The organism is Streptomyces sp. NPDC012510, assembly GCF_042955065.1.
GTDB lineage: Bacteria > Actinomycetota > Actinomycetes > Streptomycetales > Streptomycetaceae > Streptomyces.
Genome location: NZ_JBIBEN010000008.1, coordinates 112,531 through 137,103, shown reverse-complemented (window position 1 = coordinate 137,103; position 24,573 = coordinate 112,531). Strand labels below are relative to the sequence as shown.

At 69.4% G+C, this 24,573-nt stretch carries 16 protein-coding genes, 3 tRNA genes and 3 pseudogenes; 12 read left to right on the top strand and 10 right to left on the bottom strand.

Features of this window, described 5'->3' with window-relative positions; translation table 11 throughout:
• The first annotated feature begins 135 nt into the window (after positions 1-135).
• The 4 genes from ACFY9I_RS17220 to ACFY9I_RS17205 all read left to right on the top strand — a co-directional run bounded on the left by ACFY9I_RS17220 (position 136) and on the right by ACFY9I_RS17205 (position 5,356).
• A complete protein-coding gene (locus ACFY9I_RS17220; RefSeq protein ID WP_391002353.1) occupies positions 136-1,185 on the top strand; it encodes an extracellular solute-binding protein in 1,050 nt (349 codons plus the stop codon).
• A gap of 165 nt (positions 1,186-1,350) precedes the next feature.
• Positions 1,351-2,877, top strand: coding sequence for an ABC transporter permease subunit (locus ACFY9I_RS17215; RefSeq protein WP_391002351.1), 1,527 nt, complete (start codon positions 1,351-1,353; stop codon positions 2,875-2,877).
• Between the two features lie 204 nt (positions 2,878-3,081).
• The gene (locus tag ACFY9I_RS17210) at positions 3,082-4,164 is read left to right on the top strand and encodes an ATP-binding cassette domain-containing protein (protein ID WP_391002349.1); all 1,083 of its coding nucleotides are present in this window, start codon (positions 3,082-3,084) and stop codon (positions 4,162-4,164) included.
• Positions 4,165-4,303: 139 nt separating this feature from the next.
• Positions 4,304-5,356 carry a substrate-binding domain-containing protein gene (locus ACFY9I_RS17205; protein WP_391002347.1) on the top strand — a complete coding sequence of 351 codons (1,053 nt, stop codon included), beginning with the start codon at positions 4,304-4,306 and terminating at the stop codon, positions 5,354-5,356.
• A 114-nt stretch (positions 5,357-5,470) separates the two neighbouring features.
• On the opposite strand, the gene ACFY9I_RS17200 is transcribed toward ACFY9I_RS17205, so the two are convergent.
• Complete coding sequence (locus ACFY9I_RS17200) at positions 5,471-6,811, bottom strand: ferric reductase-like transmembrane domain-containing protein (protein WP_391002345.1); 1,341 nt, start codon at positions 6,809-6,811, stop codon at positions 5,471-5,473.
• Between the two features lie 864 nt (positions 6,812-7,675).
• Here ACFY9I_RS17200 and ACFY9I_RS17195 point away from each other — a divergent pair.
• Together ACFY9I_RS17195 and ACFY9I_RS17190 are read left to right on the top strand one after the other, a co-directional pair.
• Positions 7,676-7,843 (top strand): annotated as a pseudogene (locus ACFY9I_RS17195) (twin-arginine translocation signal domain-containing protein); the annotation flags it as partial.
• 828 nt (positions 7,844-8,671) lie between these two features.
• Complete coding sequence (locus tag ACFY9I_RS17190) at positions 8,672-8,959, top strand: hypothetical protein (RefSeq protein WP_391002343.1); 288 nt, start codon at positions 8,672-8,674, stop codon at positions 8,957-8,959.
• Between the two features lie 345 nt (positions 8,960-9,304).
• On the opposite strand, the gene ACFY9I_RS17185 is transcribed toward ACFY9I_RS17190, so the two are convergent.
• Both ACFY9I_RS17185 and ACFY9I_RS17180 read right to left on the bottom strand, forming a co-directional pair.
• Positions 9,305-11,623: a family 43 glycosylhydrolase gene (locus ACFY9I_RS17185; protein WP_391002706.1), complete on the bottom strand. Its 2,319-nt coding sequence runs from the start codon at positions 11,621-11,623 to the stop codon at positions 9,305-9,307.
• A gap of 194 nt (positions 11,624-11,817) precedes the next feature.
• Positions 11,818-13,443: a sigma-70 family RNA polymerase sigma factor gene (locus tag ACFY9I_RS17180; RefSeq protein WP_391002341.1), complete on the bottom strand. Its 1,626-nt coding sequence runs from the start codon at positions 13,441-13,443 to the stop codon at positions 11,818-11,820.
• 347 nt (positions 13,444-13,790) lie between these two features.
• Here ACFY9I_RS17180 and ACFY9I_RS17175 point away from each other — a divergent pair, with 347 nt between their 5' ends.
• Both ACFY9I_RS17175 and ACFY9I_RS17170 read left to right on the top strand, forming a co-directional pair.
• Positions 13,791-14,093 (top strand): hypothetical protein, encoded by a 303-nt coding sequence (locus ACFY9I_RS17175; protein ID WP_391002339.1) that lies wholly within the window; start codon positions 13,791-13,793, stop codon positions 14,091-14,093.
• A gap of 121 nt (positions 14,094-14,214) precedes the next feature.
• Positions 14,215-15,639: an AbfB domain-containing protein gene (locus ACFY9I_RS17170; protein WP_391002337.1), complete on the top strand. Its 1,425-nt coding sequence runs from the start codon at positions 14,215-14,217 to the stop codon at positions 15,637-15,639.
• 222 nt (positions 15,640-15,861) lie between these two features.
• On the opposite strand, the pseudogene ACFY9I_RS17165 reads toward ACFY9I_RS17170, so the two are convergent.
• From ACFY9I_RS17165 to ACFY9I_RS17135, 7 genes and pseudogenes are all read right to left on the bottom strand, one after another.
• Positions 15,862-16,422, bottom strand: a pseudogene (locus tag ACFY9I_RS17165) (GNAT family N-acetyltransferase); the annotation flags it as partial.
• A gap of 107 nt (positions 16,423-16,529) precedes the next feature.
• Positions 16,530-16,898, bottom strand: coding sequence for a DUF6177 family protein (locus tag ACFY9I_RS17160; RefSeq protein WP_391002336.1), 369 nt, complete (start codon positions 16,896-16,898; stop codon positions 16,530-16,532).
• A gap of 314 nt (positions 16,899-17,212) precedes the next feature.
• Positions 17,213-17,619, bottom strand: a pseudogene (locus ACFY9I_RS17155) (PIN domain nuclease).
• Positions 17,616-17,849: a type II toxin-antitoxin system VapB family antitoxin gene (locus tag ACFY9I_RS17150; RefSeq protein ID WP_031111806.1), complete on the bottom strand. Its 234-nt coding sequence runs from the start codon at positions 17,847-17,849 to the stop codon at positions 17,616-17,618. The pseudogene ACFY9I_RS17155 and the gene ACFY9I_RS17150 overlap by 4 nt, the downstream one beginning before the upstream one ends.
• A gap of 332 nt (positions 17,850-18,181) precedes the next feature.
• Positions 18,182-18,258, bottom strand: a tRNA-Ile gene (locus ACFY9I_RS17145).
• Positions 18,259-18,435: 177 nt separating this feature from the next.
• A tRNA-Asn gene (locus ACFY9I_RS17140) sits at positions 18,436-18,508 on the bottom strand.
• Between the two features lie 5 nt (positions 18,509-18,513).
• A tRNA-Asn gene (locus tag ACFY9I_RS17135) sits at positions 18,514-18,586 on the bottom strand.
• A 176-nt stretch (positions 18,587-18,762) separates the two neighbouring features.
• On the opposite strand from ACFY9I_RS17135, the gene ACFY9I_RS17130 reads away from it, so the two are divergent.
• From ACFY9I_RS17130 to ACFY9I_RS17115, 4 genes are all read left to right on the top strand, one after another.
• Complete coding sequence (locus ACFY9I_RS17130; protein WP_391002333.1) at positions 18,763-19,068, top strand: YtxH domain-containing protein; 306 nt, start codon at positions 18,763-18,765, stop codon at positions 19,066-19,068.
• 69 nt (positions 19,069-19,137) lie between these two features.
• A complete protein-coding gene (locus tag ACFY9I_RS17125) occupies positions 19,138-20,592 on the top strand; it encodes an FGGY family carbohydrate kinase (protein WP_391002331.1) in 1,455 nt (484 codons plus the stop codon).
• Between the two features lie 189 nt (positions 20,593-20,781).
• On the top strand, positions 20,782-22,515 hold the full coding sequence (locus ACFY9I_RS17120) for an ABC transporter transmembrane domain-containing protein (RefSeq protein ID WP_391002329.1): 1,734 nt from the start codon (positions 20,782-20,784) through the stop codon (positions 22,513-22,515).
• On the top strand, positions 22,515-24,452 hold the full coding sequence (locus ACFY9I_RS17115; RefSeq protein ID WP_391002327.1) for an ABC transporter transmembrane domain-containing protein: 1,938 nt from the start codon (positions 22,515-22,517) through the stop codon (positions 24,450-24,452). The genes ACFY9I_RS17120 and ACFY9I_RS17115 overlap by 1 nt, the downstream gene beginning before the upstream one ends.
• The last annotated feature ends 121 nt before the right edge of the window (positions 24,453-24,573 follow it).

Sequence of the window (24,573 nt, the reverse complement as noted above, 5' to 3'; positions counted from 1 at the left end):
ACAGATCCCTTGACGCTTAGGCAAGGTTTACCTTATTCATAGCATGTTCACAGTTGGCTGAAAAGCATCACTCCGCCGCTCGCCCATCCCGACGTGACCAGTACGTACGGGCGAGCCACGCAGGAAGGCACCCTCATGCGACGCCCCCCGGCTGACCGGATCACCGCGCTCCTCGCGGCCGGTCTGCTCCTCCCCGCCCTCGCCGCATGCGGCTCCGCCGACGACAAGGGCGGCACGGCGAAGGGCGGCGACTCCGCCCTCGTCATCTACTCCGGGCGCAACGAGAAGCTGGTCAAGCCGATCCTCGACAAGCTGGAGAAGGCCGTCGGCAGCGAGGTCGAGGTGCGCTACGGCGACAGCGCCGAACTGGCGGCGCAGATACTGGAGGAGGGCGACCGCACCAAGGCCGGTCTGTTCTTCTCCCAGGACGCCGGGGCCCTGGGCGCCCTGTCCAAGGAGGGCATGCTGGCGAAGCTGCCGTCCTCCAGCCTCGACGAGGTGGACGAGGCCTACCGCGGCTCGGACGGCGACTGGGTGGGACTGTCGGGACGTGTTCGCGTCATCGCCTACAACCCGGACGAGGTCACCGAGGACGAGGTCCCGGACAGCGTCCACGACGTGGTGAAGCCCGAGTGGAAGGACAAGGTCGGTTTCGCGCCCACCAACGCCTCCTTCCAGGCGTTCGTGACCGGTATGCGCGTCCTGGAGGGCGACGACGCCACCCGCGAGTGGCTGGAGGCCCTGAAGGCCAACGGTGCCAAGACCTACGCCCACAACCTGGCCACCCTGGACGCCGTCGAGGCCGGCGAGGTCTCCCTCGGCCTGGTCAACCACTACTACTGGTACGAGCGGGTCGCGGAGAAGGGCGAGGAGAAGGTCGGTGCCAAGCTGCACTTCCTGCCCGGCAAGGACCCCGGCGCGCTCATCAACGTGGCCGGCGTCGGCATCCTCAAGGACAGCGGCCAGACGGAGACGGCACAGAAGGCCGTCGACTTCCTGCTGTCGAAGGAGGCGCAGACCTACTTCGCCGACACCACGAAGGAGTACCCGCTGGCCGCGGGGGTGACCAGCGAGGTCGAGGGCCTGCCGCCGTTCGACTCCCTCCAGGCCCCCGACATCGACCTCGGCCGACTGGAGTCGCTGCAGGAGACGTTGGCCATGCTCCAGGACATCGGGCTGGTCTGACCGACCGTGCGCGCATCCCATCCCCCGTCGCGCCCGGACGGTGCCTCAGGCTCCGCCGGGCGTGAGCGAGCCGACACGGCCGGGCACGAGCGAGCCGACACGGCCGGCGGTGAAGGCGCCGCCACGGCCCACCGCGTCCGTAGCGGCACGGCCCACCGCGTCCGCGTGTTCGGTCGGCCCTCCTCCGGTCGCAGAACTCCGCTGGTCCTGCTCGTCCCCGCCTGCGTCGCCGCCCTGTTCGCCCTGCTGCCCCTCGGCTACCTCGCCGTCCGCGCCCTCGAACGCGGCCCCGGCTACGCCTGGGACGTCGTGGCCGACGAACGCACCCTCCGACTCCTGGGCCGCAGCCTCGGCCTGACGGTGGTCGTCGTGGTGGCCTGCCTGGTGCTGGGCATCTCCCTGGCCTGGCTGACGGTGCGCACCGCGCTGCCCTGGGCACGGGCCTGGTCGGTGCTGGTCACCCTGCCGCTCGCCGTGCCCAGCTATGTCGCCGCGTTCGTCTGGCTCGCCGCCGCTCCAGGGACCGCGGGGTTCACCGGGGCCGCGCTCGCGCTCACCCTGGTGAGCTTCCCGTACGTCCACCTGCCGGTCACCGCCGCGCTGCGCGGCATCGACCCGGCGCAGGAGGAGGCCGCACGCTCCCTCGGCCACGCACCCCTCGGCACGTTCCTGCGGGTCACGCTCCCGCAACTCCGTCCGGCGGCCGCCGGCGGTGCGCTGCTCGTGGCGTTGTACGTGCTCTCCGACTTCGGCGCGGTCTCGCTGATGCGGTACGACACGTTCACCCGCGCCATCCACACCTCCTACCGCGCCTCCTTCGACCGCACCCCGGCCGCCGCGCTCAGCGTCGTGCTGGTGGTGATGACGGTGGCGCTGGTCGCGGCGGAGACCCGCACCCGGGGCCGGGCGGGCCATGCCCGGACCGGCGGCGGTACCGCGCGCCCGGCCGTCCCGATGCCGCTGGGGCGCCTGCGGATCCCCGCCCTCGCCTGGTGCGCGGCGGTGGTGGCGGTGGCCGTGGCGTTCCCTCTCGGCACCCTCGGCTACTGGCTGTCCGTCGGCACGTCCGCGACCTGGGACCTCGACGACCTCGCCCAGGCCGCCTGGACCACGCTCGGCGTAGCCGCGGCCGGAGCCGCGCTGACCACGCTGCTGGCGCTGCCCGTCGGCGTGATCGCCGCACGCCACCGGGGGCGCGGCGCCCGGCTGTTGGAGCAGGCCGCCTACGCCGGGCACGCGCTGCCCGGCATCACCGTGGCGCTCTCCCTGGTCTTCTTCGCGGTGCGCTACGCCTATCCGCTCTATCAGCGACTCCCCCTGCTGGTCTGCGCCTACGCCGTGCTCTTCCTGCCGGTCGCGGTGGCGTCCACCCGCGCGGCGGTCCTCCAGGCGCCGACCGTCCTGGAGGACGTGGCCCGCTCCCTGGGCCGCTCGCCCCTGCGGGTGCTGCGCGAGGTGACCGTGCCGCTGGCCGCACCGGGGGTGGCGGCCGGCGCCGCCCTCACCTTCGTGGTCTGCATGAAGGAACTGCCCGCCACCCTGCTGCTGCGCCCCACCGGCATGGACACCCTGGCCACCCGGCTGTGGACCGAGACCGGCGCAGGGTCATTCGCCGCCGCCGCGCCCTACGCCGCCGCACTCGTCCTGCTCGCCGCCATCCCCTCCTACCTCCTGGGCAGGCACCGCACTTGACTTCCTCCCCCGCCCAAAGACGGGGGGTTCCAGCGGTCGCCCGCTGGGGTTCCTGCTTCACCGACGACCGCCCCGTCCGGGAGGACTCCCGTTGAGGTCGAGCTGAGGAACCAGCGGTCGATCACGACAAGTACCCCTCCCTGCACCACAGGAGCCTCGTTTCCTCCCAGGCCTGAAGGCCGGGGTATCCACGAAGGAGTCCGGATGAACGATCCCGAGCGCCGCAACGACCTGCGTGTGGAGCGACTGGCCAAGTCCTACGGCCCCGGAGCGCCGGTCCTGCGAGGGCTGGACCTGACCGTGCCGGGCGGCGCCCTGGCCGCCGTGCTCGGGCCCTCCGGCTGCGGCAAGACCACCCTGCTGCGCATCGTCGCCGGATTCCTGCGCGCCGACGCCGGCACGGTCACCCTCGGCGGACGCACCCTGACCGGCCCCGGCGTCCACCTCCCACCGGAGCGCCGCCGCGTCGGCATCGTGCCCCAGGAGGGCGCACTCTTCCCGCACCTGAGCGTGGCCCGCAACGTCGCCTTCGGCCTGGCCGGGCCCGACCGGGGCGAACGCCGCCGCAGGACCGACGAGATGCTCGACCTCGTCGGGCTGGCCGGACACGGCGACCGCATGCCGCACGAACTCTCCGGAGGACAGCAGCAGCGCATCGCCCTGGCCAGGGCGCTCGCCCCACGGCCCGACCTCGTGCTGCTCGACGAACCGTTCAACGCCCTCGACAGCGCCCTGCGCGCCGGCGTCCGGGCGGATGTCCGGGCCGCGTTGCGGGCCACCGGTGCCACGGCCCTGCTGGTCACCCACGACCAGCAGGAGGCCCTGTCCACCGCCGACCTCGTGGCGGTCGTACGGCAGGGCCGCGTCGCCCAGTGCGACACCCCGCAGGAGCTGTACCGGAGCCCCGCCGATCCCTGGGTCGCCGGTTTCGTAGGTGACGCCGTGCTGCTCCCCGGTACGGTGCGCGGCGACAGCGCCACGGCCACCACGGCGCTGGGCACCGTGAAGCTGGCCCCACGACCGCACGGGTGGCGCACCGGCACGGTGGTCCTGCGGCCCGAGCAACTCCGGCTCACCGACCCGGACTCGGATGCGGATGCGGATGCGGCGGAGGCCGTGCGGGGCACGGTCACGGACGTGTGCTTCTACGGGCACGACGCCAAGGTGACCGTCGCCGTGCCGGGCCTCGACGAACCGGTCGAGGTTCGTCTCGCGGGCCCGGTCCGGGTGGGTCCCGGCCAGGAGACCGGCGTCCTCGTGACCGGCGAGGCCACGCTCCACCCCTGAGCGCGTCACGAACCTATGACCGCCGAACGCCGGCCGGATCATCGACCGGGGAGAGTGAACCAGGTCACACTCCGCAGCAGAGTAGGCTGCCTGTTCAAGTTTTCAATCAACTAGTGATCGCGGGGCATCTGGGGTGGGCATGGACAGCTCTCGTGCCTGGCGGCGTCCCACGCTCGGCGCTGTGGCCGCGCGGGCGGGGGTGTCCACGGCCACGGTGTCGAACGCGCTCAACGGCACCGGACGACTGTCCGAGGCGACCAGACAGCGCGTACTGGCCGCGGCACGCGAAGTCGGTTGCGCCCCGGCCAGCACGGCACGGGCCATGGCCCGCGGCGGCACCGGTGTGCTCGGCCTGACGATGACGACGTACGGCGACCTTCCCGTCCCGTACACGGAGATCCCGTACTACGCGCAGCTCGCCCTGGGCGCGATGGCGGCGGCGCACGAGCGCGGCTACATGCTCATGGTGATGCCGAGTTCGCTGTCACCGTGGATGTGGCTCAACACTCCGATGGACGGCGTCATCCACGTCGCACCGCGAGCCGACGACCCGGTGCGTGCCCTCCTGCGGGAGCGGGGCATCCCCATGGTCAGCGATGGCCGGCCGCTCCAGCCGCGCTGGGGCGACGCATGGGTGGACTCCGACTACGAGGCGGGCGTTCGCCTCATGCTCGACCACCTGTCGGAGGCCGGCGCCCGACGGATCGGGCTCTCCCAGCCGCTGTACGACGACGCGTACCCGCGGTCGGTCGGACGCGCCTACGCGTCCTGGTGCGCCGAACGCGACATGCCCGTCCTCGTCGAGGAGTACACCTCGCTGCCCGACTACCTCACGGCCGAACGGATCGCGGTCAGCCGGCTGCTCGACCGTGATCCGCGACCGGACGCCGTCATCGGCGTCTACTCCGACTCCGGTCACAACATCCTCGCCGCCGCCCGGCAGCACGGGCTCCGGGTGCCGCGGGACCTGCTGGTGGCGTGTGTCAGCGAGGACCCGGACTACGCGACGACGGCCCCGCCCGTCACCACGGTGAGCCTCTGCCCGGACCGGGTGAGCGACGAGGCGGTCGACCTGCTGATCGCTCTCATCAACTCCCGCGGCGGCGTGGACCGGCACAGGCGCGTGCAGCCGGTGCTGATCCCTCGCCGGTCCACGCGGCGCGCGGTGCGGCGGGACAGCGGCACACCGTAGTCGCCGCCGTCCGTCGCCCGCACCGCAGCCGCCGGCCGTGCCGACGCCACGGCCGTGCCGACGGCTGGACGGTGCGTTCTCGCCGCCCCGGCGGTGGCGCCGGGACGGCGGTGGTCAGGCCAGGCCGAACCGCTCGGCGTGCACCTGCCGTTGGGGAACCCCCAGCTCGCGCAGGGCGCCGAGCACGGCCGAGGTCATCGTGGGCGGACCGCAGACGTACACGTCGCGTTCGGCGATGTCGGGGACCAGGGCACGGAGACCGTCCGGCTCGAACGGCGGTGTCCCCTCTCCCCTGCGGCCCGTCAGCAGGTGCAGTTGCCCGCCCCGGTCCGCGACCAGGGCGCGTACCTCGTCGACCAGCACGGCGTCGTGCTCACTGCGGACCCGGTAGAGCACGACGACGTCGCCGCCCTGCTCCTCCTCCAGCAGGGATCGAACCGGCGTGATGCCCACTCCACCGGCGATCAGCAGGGCGCCGGGCCGCGTCCGGTGCAACGAGGTGAACGCCCCGTACGGTCCCTCGACGAACGCGCGGCTACCGACGGGGAGGCCGCGCAGGCCCGCACTGGTGCTGCCGGCCGCCTTGGCGGTCAGGCGCAGTGTCCGGCCGTCGGGTGCCGCCGACAGCGAGAACGGATTGGCCAGCCACCAGTGGTTGTGGCCGGGGAACCGCCAGATGCAGAACTGGCCGGCCCGGGCCGGCAGCCTGTCGAGGTGGCGGCCGGTGACGTGCACCGACACCACGTCGTCCGACTCCGGCACCACCGCCACGACCTCGAACCGGTGGTAGGCGTTGCGCCACAGGGGCATCAGGATCCGGCCCGTGACCAGGGCACCGAACGCGAACAGCCACAGGACCCACCAGTAGGCCATCGCGAACGCGGACGAGCTGAAGGTCGTGGTCTCCTGCAACTGGTGGGAGAACGCCAGCCCCAACGCCAGGTACAGCAGCAGGTGCAGGCCGTGCCAGGTCTCGTAGCGCAGTCGCCGCCTCACCTGTCGGGCGGAGACCGCGGCGACCACGACGACGATCGCCGCGGCCAGCATGCCGAGCAGGGAGGCCGGCACTCCGGCCAGTGCGAAGAACGTCTTCGTCATCGACGTGCTGGAGAGCTTGGCGTAGCCCAGCACCACCAGCACGGCGTGGGTGAGCAGGGTCCACAGCAGGGTGAAGCCGACCCACCGGTGCCACACCGTCAGCCGGTCCATGCCGATACGGCGGTCGAGCCACGGCAGCCGGGCCACCAACAGCAGTTGGAACAGCATCAGCACGGCGGCGTGCAGGCCGAAGAACTTGGCGACCGTGAGCACCCCGTTCTTGCCGGTCCCGGCGGTGAGGAACAGGCCCTCGACCACCACCAAGTTGACGATGACAAACGTCCACAGCGCCCACCGCGCCGCAACGACCGGAGGTATGGGGGTGCCCTGCCGCACCCGTGTACTTGTCGCCTCCACCGCTTCCCCTCAATGTCCATGTGACGCACCGACGTCCGGCACCCGCGAGATCGCGAGGACTCTTCGTCCATGCCGACGGCCATCGCCCACGCACGTACGCCGCCATGGCCATTGGTGAACACAGTGCCCGTCCAGCACGCCCGGTGGCCACTCCACGCAGCGGCCGTACGCGGCCCTGGCCGCCGACCGGCACCGGCCACCGCGAGCCGTCCGCCATCGCAGGACCGCCCTCCCGGCGACCGTCGTTGCCGTGCCGACGCCGGGAAGGCTGAGTGATTAAGGCCTTAACCACAAGCCTTTGCGACCTCGTCGCCGGCCGGCACGACGGTCGGCGCAACCACGTCGTACTCCGGGTGCGCGACCTTGGATGGGCCGGCGATCGGCGGGACCGCCGGGAGCGGTGCGGGAGCCGGGCGAGAATCGGCCGTGCCGAGAGAGCTCGGGCCGCGGCCTCCGCCAGGATGCCGCCCGGCCGCGCCGGCCCGCCGGTCGCCTGCGGGAACCACGGGATGAGTTCGCGTCACACGTGTCTGGTTCGGCCACCTGGCGGGTGCCTGCGTGGCGAGATCCGGGGTACGACGGACGGACACCAGGTTTCCTCTACCTATCGCCGACCGCACCCTTGAGCGGAATAGATCCAATGTATACCTCGGACCCGATCGGCGAGCAGCCCGTGACCCTGCCTCAAGGCTCCCGTTGAGCGCGGTTTTTACGGATGGTATCGCCGGGCCTCTAGACACGACCACCGTCGCGATCCTATAAATCCATCCGATGTCTCCTCTCGGGGCGCCAGTACGACACCAGGCCGCCTCTCTGCTCCTGACACCTTTGCCCCTGCCTCTCCCTGACCTACGGAGCCGCCCCATGTCCTCAGCCCGCCTCAGCAGACGTTCACTGATGAAGGCCGCCGCTCTCGGCGGAGGAATGGCGGTCGTCGGCCTGCCGCAGGCCCTGTGGCCCGCCACCGCCGAGGCGTACACCGTCCCCTCGAAGATGGACTGGTGGTACCAGGCCCGGTTTGGCATGTACATTCCCGCGGTCTCCGCCGGCGGGCGCCCGCCCGAACCGGCGGGCGCCCGCAACGGGAGGGATGCCGGGCCGCACCGCTCCCCGTCGATGCGGCTCGTCATGCGCGGCTACAAGACGGGCCTGGTCCGGCCCGGTTCACCACCGGTGTAGGGCGGTACCGCGATCGCCGTACGCCGGGGACGCAGCGCGCCTGGGGTGCGGAACAGGTGCCACAGAGCCGAGCTGTCCACCAGGTACGTGATCACTCGAGGGCCTCGCGTCGCGCACGCTTCTCCGCGTCACGCGCCGCTGCGGCCTTCTCGGACTCACCACGCGAACCTCGCGCGGCCGCTTCTCCGCACCCTCAAGCCGAGACGTTTCCACCAGGACCATTACCGCCGCTCCCCGCCGTCGCCCGAAAGGCATAAAGGCGCCCCCGCCCTGCGCCGCCACCGGGATACCTTGTGACGGACGTCACACACCCTCCCCGTGTGCCCGATTCGCCCGTATGCCGACCTTTCACCCCCTCTCGCAGAACGGGCAGAGCAGTAAATCCACGGGCAACCCACCCTGCTCTTCCCTTGCGTGAATTTGAGGATTCCCTGAGGATGACACCAGGATTTTTCGCGCAATGCCCTTGCTTGGGCTGCCACGCATGATTAATTTCCTCTTCACCGGCGCAGCCACTCGAGGGGTAGCGCCAGTCAGAGAAAACGGGGAAAAAATGAATACGACCAGACGGGCCCCACGCACAGCAAGTACAACAGCAGCTCCTCCAAGTCCACTCTGTCGATCTCGGTAACAAGGAGCACCACTCGCTCGTCGACCTGGAAGGCCGAGGCCGGCGGCAGCGTGAGCTGGGGCATCGGCCAGGTCGAGGCCAAGACCGGCTACGAGGTGACGAAGAGCGTCACCAAGGGAGTCAAGGTGACCAACAAGATGGTCGTCGACTCCAAGAAGCGCGGGTACACGCGCCCCATGGTCGAGTACCGCAAGTTCAACATCGAGAAGTGGCGTGAGGGCGGTGACTGCAAGCAGTACCACGTCGGGAGCATGGGTAAATTGACCGGCATCACTTCCTCGATGCACTGGGCGGAATGCCAGACCAAGAGCACGAATGGCTGCATGCCCAAGCCCTGATTATCCCAAGGCGTCGAAGTCTGAATTATTCCGGATGCATAAGGGCCGGAATTAATGCCGGGCAAGCGGTAGCATCTCTTGCCGCTCGCCCGGCATAACCTTCAGCAAAACTGAAGAGCAGCGGGGGACATCCGCGAGTCAGCCGGAGTAGTCATCCTGGCCTCGATCTTTCTTGACGGTCTGCCGACGGAGTCGGCAGACCGTTTCGCGTTCAGGGCACGGTGCCCCGCCCGCTGCGAACGTGTCGATCAGCCGGGACACTGTCTGCTGTCCCCCAATCCCGCTGGGCCAGGCCGGTGGCCCGCAGGGCTTCGCGGTGCGGGCCACCTGGCGAGCGGACCGCGATCAGGCCCAGGGGCTGACCGCCGTGAAGGAACTGTCGGCGCGGAAGGTGGCGTTGTCCTGGAAGGGGTCGATGCGCAGCTCGTAGTTGTAGTGGCGGAGGTAGCGGCCGGGGTAGTTGTACGACTCCAGGCTGACCGAGCCGGTGGTCGAACCCGGTCGGGCGCAGTAGGTGGCGTCCTTGTTGAAGAGCGCAGTGCCGTTGCTCGCGTCGAAGCGGACCCCGAGGTCCTTGTGGCGCAGGTAGCGGCCGGACGCGTCACGGAACGAGTAGCAACTGCCGTCGGCCAGGCCGGGGACGACGGTGAAGGTGGCACTCTGCTTGACCGCCGTGGTGCTGGAGGACGTCACCGGGTCGAGGTAGCCGAGGCTGTCGGACCGCACGACTGCGTAGCGGCCGGGGAAGTTGACCGACCGGAGCGAGCGGGCGGTGTTCACCGGCAGGGCGGTGCCGCCGGTGACCGGGTCGATGCTGCTCAGAGTGGGGACGACCTTCTTGATCAGGCCGTCGGCGTCGAACTCCATCTTGTCGATGGTGGTTTCGCGGTGGGTGCCGTCGCCGCCGGGGATGGCGAAGCGGTGGTAGGCGATGTACCAGTCGTCGGTGCCCGGCGCCTGCACCACGGAGTGGTGGCCGGGGCCCTTGATGCCGAGGGAGAGGTCCTTCTCCAGGATCACGCCGCGCTTGGTCCAGGGACCGGTGGGCGAGGAGCCGGTGGCGTAGGCAACCCGGTAGTTCTCGTCACGTGTGTCGTTCTCCGACCACATGAAGTAGTAGGTGCCCTTGCGCTTGACGACGAAGGAGCCCTCGCGGTAGCCGCTGGGGGTGATGTTGGCGACCTTGGAGGCGTCGAAGGAGACCATGTCGTCGTTCAGGGGGACGACGTACGCCTGGCCGTTGCCCCAGTAGAGGTACGACCGGCCGTCGTCGTCGGTGAAGACCGCCGGGTCGATCATCTGGCCCGAGTAGGCGCCGCGGGCGATCAGCGGCTTGCCCAGGGGGTCCGTGAACCGGCCGGTGGGCGAGTCGGAGACCGCGACACCGATGTTCCCGTCGGCGGAGTAGTAGAAGTAGTACTTCCCGTTCTTCGCGGTCATCGCCGGCGCCCAGGCCCGGCTGTTGGTCCAGCTGATGTCGGGACCGAGGTCCAGGATGACGCCGTGGTCCGTCCAGTGGACCAGGTCCTTGGAGGAGTACGCCTTGAACTGCGTACCGCTCCAGTTCGCGAACCCGTCGGTGGTCGGGTAGATGTAGTACGTGTCGCCGAAGCGGACGATGTTCGGGTCGGCGGTGAGCCCCGGAAGGACCGGACTCTTCATCTCCAGCGCCTCGACCGTCCAGGTGCGCTTGGCACCGTCGGAGCCGGTCACCTCGTACGTCACCGGTTCGGTGAAGTCGCGCGGGGCGCCGGAGGCCGGGCTGATGGAAGCGCCCTGGACAAGGGTGAACTGCGGGGCGAGCGCGGTGATATCCGTGCCCTCCTTCACCGGCAGCGTGATTTTGCTGTTGGCGTCGTCGATGATGGCGTCGGTCTTCAGCGCGGGGTGGGTGGCCTGGGCGATGGCCGTGGTGTTCCCGCTGAGTTCGAAGACCTCGTCGGGCGCCAGCGCGCGGTTGTAGACCCGGAAGTCGCGCATCTTGCCCTTGAAGAGCTTGTCGGCGCTGAAGAGCGACTTGCCGATGGAGTTGGCCGTGGTGATGCCCGACCCGATGGAACCGGGGGTGACGGTGACCGACGTGTTGCGGGCCACCTCCACGCCGTCCTGGTAGAGGACGCCCGTGGTGCCGGTCTGGGTGTAGGTGACGTGCTTCCAGACCGAGCGCGGCAGCGCCGCGGAGGTCCGGGTGTTCTGCTCGGTGGAGAAGCTCCCGGACGCGATGGCGGTCCGGAACGAGTTGCCGGTGGTGAAGAGGTAGCCGTTGCCCGCGCCGTTGCTGGTGTTGCCGAAGCCGTAGAGGAAGTACGGCGTGGCCTGGGTGGCGTCGATCCGCACGTCCATCGAGACGGTGATCGAGTTCATGCCGCTCATGATGTTGTCCGGCACCTTGATGTAGGTGTCGGAGCCGTTGAACGTCAGCCCTTCCCCGGAACCCGACCAGCCCGCGGCGCCGTTGACGGTTCCGTTGCGGCCGTTGCCCGAGGCGTCCACCGCCACGGTGCCCGAGGTGGCGTCGAGTTTGTACCAGAGGGCCAGACCGTCGGTGATCTCCGCCGCCTGGGCTGGGGCCGCCGGGCCGGCAACGCCGACCAGAAGTGAGACGGCGGCGGCCACGGCTGCCAGAGCGGCGGGCCGGAATCTCCGGCGTCCCTGAGGTTTCACGCTGTGCATGGGTTCACATCCCGTGATGAAGACATGCCTGAGGAGGGGGCACCGAGACCTCGGCCGAGGTGCTGACGTGCCGCCCGTATGACATCGCGCTGCGTGAGTTTGGAGTGAACTGCGAGTCAACGTCAACACTTACGAACAATGCCCGATAGGTCGAACAACTACCTTCAGGGCAAGGCCGTTCAGCGTCAGGTCCAGGGCGCCACGGGGACGAAGGAGCGGCTGGCCCGGTACGAGGCCGTGTTCTCCGAACGGTCGAGCCACAGCTGGAGGTTGTTCCGGTGGCGGAGGTAGCGGCCTGGGTAGTTGTACGACTCCAGGGAGACCGAACCGGCCGTGGAACCGGAACGGGGGCAGAAGGTGGCGTCCTTCCGGAAGATGGCGGATCGGTCGTCGGGGTCCAGCCGGATACGGAAGGCGTAGTGCCGCAGGTACCTGCCCGTGGCGTCCCTGAGTGAGTAGCAGCGAGGGTCAGCCAGGCCGGGGACGAAGGTGAAGACGGCCGCCTGCCGGGTGGCCTCGGAACTGGTGGCGCCGACCGGGGCCAGGATGCCGAGTCGGCCGGACTGACTCACGTAGCCACCGGGGTTGTCGACCGACCGCAGGGCATGCTGCCCCGAAACCCGCGCCTCAGCCGTCGTCGCCGGGGCTGCCGTCGGCGTCGATTCCGGCGTCGGTGTCGGTGAGGCGGACGCTTTCGGGGACGGCGGCACGGACGAGGCGGCGGGCGACAGCGGGGCCGCGACGGCGGGCCGCCGGGCCGTCTCGTGTGATCCCGTGGCGGTGTACCAGGCCGCTGCGGCAACTGCGAGCGTGAGGGCACCTGCGGCTGCCGTAGCCGCGGGCTTGGCCGCCAGCCTCCCGATCGTCCGCGCCGTACGGCTCGCGCCGCTCGCCGTACGCGTGCCCGAGCACGCGCCAGGGCCCGAGCCCGAGCCCGCACTTGCGCTTCCGCTGGCGCTTCCGCTTCCGCTTGCGCCGACGGTCGCCCCGGCCGATTCCGCCCCCAGCGCCCTGGCCAGTACCAGGCCGGTCAGGCCGACCGGCACCGGCACCAGCGCGAGGCCGGCCAGCAGCCCCTCCGCCGGTATCAGGTCGGACGAGCTCAGCAGGCATTGCGGACAGTCGCGGACATGGCGTGCCAGCCGCTTGCGCCACAGCGCGGACGGCCGCCCGTCCCACGAGGCGAGCACGACGGCCAGGACCGGACAGCGCGGCGAGGCCGTCACGGCTCGTACGACGGTGCGCGCCGTCTCCAGCCGCTCCTTGACCCGCTGGATTCGGACCGCCGCGTGCTGCGGTGTGAGGCCGCAGGCCGCCGAGAGCTCGCCGCGGGTCAGTTCACCGGCGCTCTCCATCCACCACAGCGCGAGTACCTCGCGTTCCTCGTCCTCCAGCCAGCGGGTCGCCTCCACCGCTTCCCGCCGCTGGCCCGACAGCGCAAGCCGAAGAACCGCCAGGTCGGAGAAGTCGGCCTGCGGGTCCGCTTCGTGGGCGTTCTCCTCCAGGGGTTCCGCATCGAGCCAGGTGCGCCCTCTGCGCCACCGGTCACGGATCTGTCGCACAGTGATGGCGACGAGCCAGGACCGGAACCGATCCGGTTTCTCCAGTCCGGGCAACCCGTCCAGGACCCGCACCATCGTCTCCTGGACCACGTCGTCGACGTCGCTGTGCCCGTCCAGCGCCCGCCCGACGATGTTGTAGACCAGCGGCAGACAGTCCCGTACCAGCTGGTCCGAGGCCTGCCGGTCCCCGGCCCGCGCCGCCATGACGACGGCGACGTCCGGCCGTTCCTGCCTGTTCTGCGAGCGCACCCGCCCCACCCGTCCCGTCGCCGTGCCGATGTGTCGAGGGCGACAGTGTGCCAGGAGCGACTCCCGAGGACGGGCGTCGGGTCGCCGCTCAGGTACCGCCCCCTGTGGTCCGTTCAGGATTTTCCGTTATGCGTGACGTGCTGGTGCGTCTCCTGATGCGTAGGCCCCCGTCCCGAGTACAGAAGGAGGCAACACTGCTTCTGCTGTCTTCACCCCTCTTGACACCCGCTTTTACCCCCCTCTAACTTTTGGCCGAATTCACGAACGATGTCCGTAATATCGAACAACGCGTTGTTCGTCGGACTCTTTTGGCTCGCTCCGCGACGTGAAACAAGGATGCCTCTGTCATGAGCGTTGCTCCCCCCTCCTCCGACGTGGGACCGATCGTCCGCCGGGCATTCGCCAGGACGGAGGCGCTCGCCGTCCTCGCCCGCGGGGGCGGCCGGGACGGGGGCGTCCACTCCCGTCGCGCAGGCAGCCACCACCACGCTCCCGAACCCACTCACCGGTTCGCCGCTGCCCCAGGCATCAACCCGGCCCCCCTGCCCCTTCGGCACGACCAGCGGTTCGTGTGGCTCGAGAGCGACGGCTGCCACCGGCTCAGGGCCCACCCCCCAGCGGCACGTGCGCCGACGACGTCGGCGCATTGACCACGGACCTGGCCCTGCCGGACAACGCACCTGCGGCACAGTCACCGACCCCGCATGGTCACGCGCCCGGCGCCCCGCTTCGACCCCCGTCCCGGCACCCGTAGGAAGACAGGGCACGCACATGCCAAGACTGCTCACCCGGCTCGCGGCGATACTCGTCGCCGTCGGCCTCTTCTTCACCTCGCAATCCCTGGCCGCACCTCAGCAGGCGGCCGCCGCCGACCCCGGCTACCTGATGACGCACTTCATCGGGGAAGGCTCGAACGGCCAGCAGATCTACTTCTCGTACAGCACGGACGGCCTGAACTGGACCGAGCTCAACGGCGGCGGAATAGCCCTTCGCTCCACGGTCGGCACGAAGGGGGTGCGCGACCCCGCACTGGTGAGATCCCCCGACGGCAGCAAGTACTGGATCATCGCGACCGACCTGTGCATCAGCTGCGGGCAGAACTGGGAGGCCGCCGTGTACAACGGCAGCCACAACCTGGTGGTGTGGGAATCCACGGACCTGATCAACTGGTCGGAGCCCTGGCTGCTCAACGTCGCCGGCGCGATCCCCGACGCACGCAACGCCTGGGCGCCGGAAGCGTACTTCGACCCGGCCACCAACAACTACGTCCTGTACTGGGCGACGAACAAGCCCGTCAACGGTGTGAAGAAGCACCGCATCTACTACGCCCACACCAGCGACTTCCGCTCCATCACCACCCCGCAGATCTACATCGAGCGCCCCGGCACCGAGGAGATCATCGACAGCCAGATCGTCGAGATGCCGGCCGGCGTCGGCAACTACCGCTACGTCCGCGCCTCCCGCGACAGCCAGATCACCCTCGAAGGCAGCAACTCGATCCTCGGCACCTGGACCCCCCTCGGCAACCTCTCCGGCACCGGCCTCACCGGTGTCGAAGGCCCGATGTGGATGAAGTTCCGCGACCGCAACGAGTGGGCGCTCTACCTCGACCAGTACGCCTCCGGACGCGGCTACATGCCAGTCACCACGACCAACCCCTCCGCCGTCGGCACCTACCAGCTCCCGGCGTCCGGCAGCTACAACATGGGCGTCACCAAGAAGCGCCACGGCTCGATCCTGAACCTCACGGCCGCTGAGGAATCCCGCGTGCTCGCCCGCTGGACCGACATCCCGGCCAAGCGGCTCCAGTCGTTCAACTTCCAGGACCGCTACGTGCGGCACGCCGGCTTCGACGTGCGCATCGACCAGAACATCACCGGCCCCGACGCCCAGTTCCGGCTGCGGCCCGGCCTGGCGGGCACCGGCACCGTCTCCTTCGAGTCGGTGAACTACCGCGGATACTTCCTGCGCCACGCCAACAACGACTTCCAGCTGGTCCGCAACGACGGCACCGCCCAGTTCGCCGCGGACGCCACCTTCCGCCAGGTCCCCGGCCTCGCCGACTCCACCTGGTCCTCCTTCCAGTCCTACAACCACCCCGACCGCTACATCCGCCACTACGCCTACTACCTGAAGCTCGACCCGATCACCACGGCGACAGGACGCGCCGACGCCACCTTCCGCGTGACGAACTGACACGACACCGACAGGGACGCCGGCGCCTCCAGGAGAGCGCCGGCGTCCCCTTTCCCTGCCTCCCCATGCTGACGGAGGCGGTCGTCGGCGTCTGCTCACGAGCCTCGCCCGCCCCCGTTACGTTTTCCGCGGTCCTGCAAGAGGGCCGCTGGCCTCCGGGCCCGGCATGACTGTGTCCCCCTGCCGAACTGATGACCTGGGGGGTGGTGTCACCGGGCCCGGCATCGGCACGGCCGCCGGCCGCCACTCCCGCCCGATCAACCCGAACACCCACGAGTCGGAGACCTCGCCGTTCACGACGCAGTCCTCCCGCAACGTCCCTTCACGCATGAATCCGATCTTCTCCAGGACCCGGGCGGATGCCACGTTGCGCGTATCGGTCTCGGCCTGGACTCGATTCAGGTCCAGTGTGTCGAATGCCCACTGCAGCAAGGCGTGCGCGGCCTCCGTCGCGTAGCCGTGTCCCCACATCGCTTCGTCGAGGACGTAGCCCAACGACGCGCTGCGGTAGTCCGGGTTCCATCCGGTCAGACCGCACCAGCCGACGAAGGCCCCGTCAGAAGCGCGGTCGATGGCCACCCGGGCCCCGGTGCCTTCGTCCGCCATCTTCCGGCACATGTTGATGAAGCGTTCGGCGCGGGTCCGTTCGTTCCACGGCGGGGAGTCCCAGTAGCGCATCACGTAGGTGCTGCTGTGCAGGGCGAAGAGCAGGTCCGCGTCGGCGTCGGTGAAGGGGCGCAGTCGCAGGCGAGCGGTGTGCAGTATGGGGGTGGCCAGAGTCATGCGCACCATCTTGTGTCCGCATGGGGCGGGCAGAACACCGAATATCCGATCCCGGTCCGATCCTCACGACCAAGGCTCCGCCTACCAGCAGATCGTGCACGGCGCGACTACTCGGCCTGCCCACCTACTCCCCAGACATGAACGTCACCCACAGCCGCCTCGCCCGCCAAGGCTTCCTCACCAACCCGGACCAGGCCACTGCCAGAAAACGGACTTACCGACCTCTCAGGGTCGCGTACGACCCAGCGCGAGGGCATGCGCTCCAGCACCGTGCGCGTGGGCAGAGCGAGCCGGGTGCCGGGTGGGGTGACGATGTGCAGTTCGCGCCTGGTTTCGAGCGCGGTGCGCACAACGTCGGTCAGCCATGTCGTGGCGGCCACGAGCGGGCGGTCGTGAAGAACGACGGCGGCCTTGTCCGTGAGCACGTCGATGCCGGTGAAGTCAGCCACCACGTCACCGGTTGCGGGGATGGCCACGACTGCAGTGTGAGCGGCCTCGCGTGGCCATGTCGCCGGCCCGAGGCGGCAGGTTCTCGCCCACGCGTGCATCCGCTTCGGGCGCGCGGCCTCCCACGCCGACAGGCTCACCATCGTCTTGCCGGACGCTCGGTGCTCGGTCGGCAGCGGCAGGCTCGCGTGGCACCGGCGTCGTCAAAGGGGTCCCGGTTCAGCGACCGCCGACAGCTATCCCCGCGTGAGGGGGCAATTGGGCACTCACCCAGGGGATCGACCCCGAGTGGGAGCTGTCCCCGCGCACGTGGGGACAGCTCGAAAGTTCCTGCCGCCGGAGATCAGGCTCGTGCGTCTCGCTGCTGAACTTCCTTGAGGACTCCGGCCACCGTCGCGAAGTCATTGTCCACGTGGAGGACGGTGTGCCCATGGTGTACAGCTGTCGCACACACCAACAGGTCGATCGCTCCCGCCGCCCGATGCTGGCCCCTCTGGGTCAGTTTGTACTGGGCGGTGTCGACCCAGCGCCAGGCGTTCTTCGGAACCGGAGAGAGCAGACAGAGCGCGTCCAGTTCCTCGGCCAGCTCATCTCGGTGAGACGGGCTGGTCGCCGAGTAGAGGAATTCGGCACGTGTCAGCTCGCAGACGTGGAACACCCCGGCGGCGATGTGTCCTCCCAGGGGCGCAGCGCACCTGGGGTACGGAACAGATGCCACAGAGCCGAGGTGCCCACCAGATACGTGATCACTCGAAGGCCTCGCGCCGCGCACGCTTCTCGGCTTCATGCGCCGCTGCGGCCTGCTCGAACTCGCCGCGCTCACCTCGCGCGGCCAGCTTCTCCGCGGCCTCCAGCCTCTTGATCCGCGCCACGTAGTCCCGAAGGGCCGCGTTGACAGTCTCCTTCTTCGTCGTGGCACCCATGAGCCGCATGGCCTCGGCCAGCGCCTCGTCGTCGAGATCAATCTGCGTGACGGACACCGGACACCTCCAACATCCACAATGTATGCATCACCGATACATCGCCAACATTGAATACGGCCACCGACGCGACAGACCGCTCAAGGGAGGTGCGCAGGATGCCGAGGCGTCTCCATTTGGACTGCTTCCCGACGCAGGACGGATCAGTGGGGCCTGCTGCACCCCGACACGAATCACCCCCATGGACCCTATGACCGACTTGACCGCAATCGGCGTCCCGCATCTGTCCTGCAGATCATGAAAACACGTATCGAGACGCTCTACGACCGTCCCTCAACTCGCGACCCAGCTCGCACAGTCGCTGGTCAGATCGATTCTCCTCGCGTAGCGAGTGGTGGGGCGGGTGGGACTCGAACCCACGGCCGACGGATTATGAGTCCGCTGCTCTAACCGGCTGAGCTACCGCCCCGTACGGCGTGTCGCGTACATGTGTGCGCGCCGTCTGCCGCAGCATAGCCGCTCATACGATCTCCTGCTTCGGATGGTCGGCCTTCGCATGCGCTTCTTGACCTTGAGGACCTCGACGCGCCCCGCCCGGTTCCCCCGGACATGAAAAAGGACCCCTACGGGGTCCTCGTTCAGGCTGCTCCCCCGACTGGACTCGAACCAGTAACCTGCCGGTTAACAGCCGGCTGCTCTGCCAATTGAGCTACGGAGGACCGAGCTCCCCCGACTGGACTCGAACCAGTAACCTGCCGGTTAACAGCCGGCTGCTCTGCCAATTGAGCTACGGAGGAATGCCTCGTTGCATCGAACGTACCTACCTGGGTAGTCGCCAGGGGGCGTGCGCTCGCTGCGACACATACATTAGCGCAAGCAGGGGGGTGCTCCGCCAATCGGTATCCCCCGCGCCCGCAGCCCGCACAGGGGCGACGCAAGGGACCGACGCAGACGCAAGGGAAGGGTGGCCGCCATGCGCTATCGACTCACGTTCTTTGCCGGACTGGCCCTCGGTTACGTGCTCGGCACGAAAGCCGGACGCGAGCGCTACGAGCAGTTGAGGAAGTCCGCCCGGCAGGTCGCGCAGAACCCCGCCGTGCGCAACACCGCGGAGTCGGCGGCCCAGCAGGGTCGCGTCTTCGCCGGCAAGGCGTACCACGTGGTCAGCGACAAGGTCGGGGACCGGGTACCCGACGCGGTCGCCGCGCGCGTCCGCTCGCTGCGTGACCGCAACACCAACGGCTCCGCCGCGGACGACTGGGGTACCAGCAATACCTAGGGGGCGCATTGCCTCGGACGGACCAGCACGCGGCGCTCCCACCCCTTCCCGTGCGGCAGAATTTCTGCCATGGGGATAGTCGCCGGGCTGGACAGTTCGCCCGATTTTACGCGCATTGTCGTCTGTGACTCGGACACAGGGGCCGTGCTCAGGCAGGGGTATGCCCCGCACCCGCTGGAGCCGACGGAGAGCGGAGGGCGTCCGGCGGACGTCGATCCGCAGGCGTGGCTGCTGTCCCTGGGCGAGGCGGCCGGCGGCGGGTTGCTGGAGGGGGTGCAGGCGATCGGTGTGTCCTCCCAGCAGAACGGGCTGATCGCGCTGGACGCCCAGGGCAACACCGTGCGCCCGGCGATGGTCGGCGCCGACCGGCGGACCCAGGTCGCGGCGGCCGACCTCGTCGACGCGCTCGGGGGGCGCGGGGCGTGGGCGGAGGCCGTCGGCTGTGTGCCGGGGGCCGCGCAACCGGTGACCAAGCTGCGCTGGATGAGCCGTACGGAACCGGATGCCGCGATGCGGACGGCCGTACTGCTGCAGGCGCACGACTGGCTGGTCTGGCAGTTGCTCGGGCGGCCGGTGCGGCGGACCACCGACCGGGGCGGAGCCTCCGGGACCGGGTACTGGAACGCGGCGACCGGGCAGTACCGGACCGATCTCGTCGAGATGGCGCTCGGGCACCAGGTCATGCTCCCCGAGGTGCTTGGACCCTCGGACGCGGCCGGTACGACGCCGGAGGGGCTCCTTATCTCCGCCGGCACCGGCGACACCATGGCCGCCGCGTTCGGCCTCGGCATCGGCCTCGGTGACGCGGTGGTGTCGCTGGGGGCCAGCGGGTCCGTGATGGCCGTGCACACGGAGGCGCTCGTCGACTCCTCGGGGATGATCACCTCGCTGGCCGACGCCACGGGGATGCATCTGCCGGTCGTCACCACGCTGAACGCCGTACGGACGCTGCGCGGGGCCACCGAGATGCTGGGGGTGGCCGATCTGGAGGCGCTGTCCGACCTGGCGATGAAGTCGACGCCGGGGTCGCACGGGCTGGTGATGCTGCCCTACCTGGAGGGTGAGCGGACCCCGAATCTGCCGCACACGGCGGGCACGCTGGCCGGGCTGCGGCGGGAGTCGATGAAGCCGGAGCACTTCGCGCGGGCCGCGTTCGAGGGCATGCTCTGCGGGCTCGCGGACGCGCTGGACGTGCTGCGGGGGCGGGGCGTCGACGTCCGGCGGATCTTCCTGCTGGGTGCGGCGGCGGAGCTGCCGGCCGTGCAGGCGGCGGCGCCGGCGTTGTTCGGGGTGCCGGTGGTGGTGCCGCAGCCGGCGGACTACGCGGCGGTGGGCGCGGCCCGGCAGGCCGCGTGGGCGCTCGGAGTCTCACAGGGGGCGCTCGATCCTCGTACGCCACCGATGTGGCCGGGGGCGGCGGCGCAGGTACTGGAGCCGGGTGACGAGTTGGCCGTGGGACAGGCGGTGCGGCAGCAGTACGTGGCGGTGCGGGAGCAGACGCATCCTGGGGCGTTTCGGGCGTGAGCCGCCGAGCGGGGCGGCTGGGCGTTGAGGGATCGAGGGCCGCCCCAGTCGCAAAGACTGCGCACGCAACCTTCAACACTGGGTTAATTCGGTTGAGGTAACGCGGGTGGAGTGTTCGACGATGGGGGGTGGTGCGTCCCCGACCCGGTCCCCCACTCCGACTCCCACTCCCACTCCGAGAGATCTCGCGTGCTCATACGTTTGCTGAGAAGTCATCTACGTCCGTACCTGACACCGATCGCGTTGTTGGTGCTGCTGCAGCTCGTGCAGACGTGCGCCACGCTCTACCTGCCCACCCTGAACGCGGACATCATCGACGAGGGCGTGGTGAAGGGGGACACGGGTCACATCCTGTCCTTCGGCGCGCTGATGATCGGTATCTCGCTGGTGCAGGTCGTCTGCAACATCGGGGCCGTGTACTACGGCGCCCGCACGGCTGCGGCGGTCGGCCGGGACATCCGGGCGGCCGTGTTCGACCGGGTGCAGTCGTTCTCGTCGCGTGAGGTCGGTCACTTCGGCGCGCCGTCACTGATCACCCGGACCACGAACGATGTGCAGCAGGTCCAGATGCTGGTGCTGATGACGTTCACGCTGGTGGTGTCGGCGCCGATCATGTGTGTCGGCGGGATCGTGCTGGCGCTCGGGCTCGACGTCCCGCTGTCGGGGGTGCTCCTCGCCGTCGTACCGGTGCTCGGGATCTCCGTCAGCCTGATCGTGCGCCGGCTGCGCCCGCTGTTCCGCTCGATGCAGGAGCGGCTCGACATCGTGAACCGGGTGCTGCGGGAGCAGATCACCGGCAACCGGGTCATCCGGGCCTTCGTCCGGGACGACTATGAGAAGGAGCGGTTCCGGAAGGCGAACGTCGCACTCACGGACGTGTCGCTGGGGACGGGGCGGATGCTCGCGCTGATGTTCCCGATCGTGATGACCGTCATCAATCTGTCGTCGATCGCGGTGGTGTGGTTCGGCGCCCATCGGATCGACAGCGGCGGGATGGAGATCGGCGCGCTCACCGCGTTCCTCGCCTATCTGATGCAGATCGTCATGGCCGTGATGATGGCCACCTTCATGTTCATGATGATGCCGCGCGCGGAGGTGTGCGCCGAGCGCATCCAGGAGGTGCTCGACACCGGGTCGAGCGTGGTGCCGCCGGTCGAGCCGGTGCGGGAGTTGCGGCGGCACGGGTTCCTGGAGGTACGGGGTGCGGGCTTCCGCTATCCGGGTGCCGAGGAACCGGTGCTGAGGTCGATCGAGGTCGTGGCGCGGCCCGGCGAGACGACCGCCGTCATCGGGTCGACCGGCAGCGGGAAGTCGACGCTGCTGGGGCTGGTGCCCCGGCTGTTCGACGTCACCGAGGGCGAGGTGCTGGTGGACGGCGTCGACGTACGGACACTCGATCCGAAGGTGCTGGCCAAGGCGGTGAGTCTGGTGCCGCAGAAACCGTATCTGTTCTCGGGGACGGTGGCGACGAACCTGCGGTACGGCAATCCGGACGCCACGGACGAGGAGTTGTGGCACGCGTTGGAGGTGGCGCAGGCCAAGGAGTTCGTCGAGCGGCTCGAAGGCGGGCTGAACGCGTCCATCGCCCAGGGCGGGACGAATGTCTCGGGTGGGCAGCGCCAGCGGCTCGCGATCGCGCGGACGCTGGTGCAGCGGCCGGAGATCTATCTCTTCGACGACTCCTTCTCCGCGCTCGACTACGCGACCGACGCCGCCCTGCGCGCGGCGCTGTCGCGGGAGACCGCCGACGCGACCGTGGTGATCGTGGCCCAGCGGGTGGCGACCATCCGGGACGCCGACCGGATCGTCGTCCTCGACGAGGGCCGGGTCGTCGGCACCGGCCGCCACCACGAGCTGATGGCCGACAACGAGACCTACCGGGAGATCGTCCTCTCCCAGCTCACGGAAGCGGAGGCAGCCTGATGGCCGGGCCGTTGGCACGGATGGCGGGGTCCGGAGGCGGTCCCGATCAGCACTCCATGGACTTCAAGGGGTCCGGGAAACGGCTGCTCGGGCAGTTCAGGCCCGAGCGGTTCACGATGTACGCGATGGTCGTGTGCGCGCTGCTCAGCGTCGGGTTGTCGGTGCTGGGGCCGTGGATCCTCGGCAAAGCGACCGACCTGGTGTTCGCGGGCGTCGTCGGACGGGAGATGCCGGCGGGGGCCACGAAGGCCGAGGTCCTGGAGTCCATGCGGGAGCGCGGGGACGGCGGAGTCGCCGACATGCTCGCGGGCACGGACTTCACGCCGGGCAAGGGCATCGATTTCGACGCCGTCCTCACGGTTCTGCTGGTTGCCCTCGGCATCTTCCTGCTGGCGGGACTGCTGATGGCGGCAGCCACGCGGTTGTCCAACCGGGCCATCAACCGGACCGTCTACCACATGCGCGAGGAGCTCCAGGCGAAGCTGTCGCGGCTGCCGTTGTCGTACTTCGACCAGCGGCAGCGCGGTGAGGTGCTGAGCCGGGCGACCAACGACATCGACAACATCGGCCAGACGCTGCAGCAGTCGATGGGCCAGCTCGTCAACTCGCTGCTCACCATCATCGGTGTGCTGGTGATGATGTTCTGGGTGTCACCGCTGCTGGCGCTGGTCGCGCTGGTGACCGTACCGCTGTCGTTCGTAGTGGCCACGCGGGTGGGCAAGCGGTCGCAGCCGCACTTCGTGGCGCAGTGGCGGACCACCGGGAAGCTCAACGCGCACATCGAGGAGATGTACACCGGACACACGCTGGTGAAGGTGTTCGGGCGGCAGGAGGAGTCGGCGAAGCAGTTCGCCGAGGAGAACGAGCGGCTGTACCAGGCCGGGTTCAGGGCCCAGTTCAACAGCGGGATCATGCAGCCGCTGATGTTCTTCGTGTCGAACATCAACTATGTGCTGGTGGCCGTGGTGGGTGGGCTGCGGGTCGCGTCCGGTGCGCTGTCCATCGGTGATGTGCAGGCTTTCATCCAGTACTCGCGGCAGTTCTCCATGCCGCTGACGCAGGTGGCGTCGATGGCGAACCTGGTGCAGTCGGGGGTCGCCTCGGCCGAGCGGATCTTCGAGCTGCTGGACGCCGAGGAGCAGGCGGCCGACGCGGTGCCCGGGGTGCGGCCGGAGGAGCTGCGGGGGCGGGTGGCGCTGGAAGGGGTGTCCTTCCGGTACGAGGCCGACAAGCCGCTGATCGAGGATCTGTCGCTGGTCGTCGAGCCGGGGCACACGGTGGCGATCGTGGGGCCGACGGGGGCGGGGAAGACCACGCTGGTGAACCTGCTGATGCGGTTCTACGAGGTCACCGGTGGGCGTATCACCCTGGACGGGGTCGACATCGCCTCCATGTCCCGGGACGAACTCCGGGACGGGATAGGGATGGTGCTTCAGGACACCTGGTTGTTCGGGGGGACCATCGCGGAGAACATCGCGTACGGGGCGTCGGCCACGCGGAAGGTCACCCGGGGGGAGATCGAGGAGGCGGCTCGTGCGGCGCACGCGGACCGGTTCGTCCGGACGCTGCCCGACGGGTACGACACGGTGATCGACGACGAGGGGAGCGGGGTGAGCGCGGGTGAGAAGCAGCTCATCACGATCGCTCGGGCGTTCCTGTCGGATCCGGTGATCCTGGTGCTGGACGAGGCGACGAGTTCGGTGGACACACGGACCGAGGTGTTGATCCAGAAGGCCATGGCGAAGCTGGCGCACGGGCGGACGTCGTTCGTGATCGCGCATCGGCTGTCCACGGTTCGGGATGCGGACACGATTCTGGTGATGGAGAACGGGGCGATCGTGGAGCAGGGGGCGCACGAGGAGTTGTTGGCGGCGGAGGGGGCTTATGCGCGGTTGTACCAGGCGCAGTTCGCCGAGGCCGTGGCTGAGGTGGACTGACGTTTCTCGCCGACTGACGTTTCTCGCCCCCGCCGCCCCTACCCGTCCCGTCCCCAGGGGCTGCGCCCCTTCGACCCGCAGCTGCAGGTGAGTGGGGGCTGGTCACGCAGTTCCCCGCGCC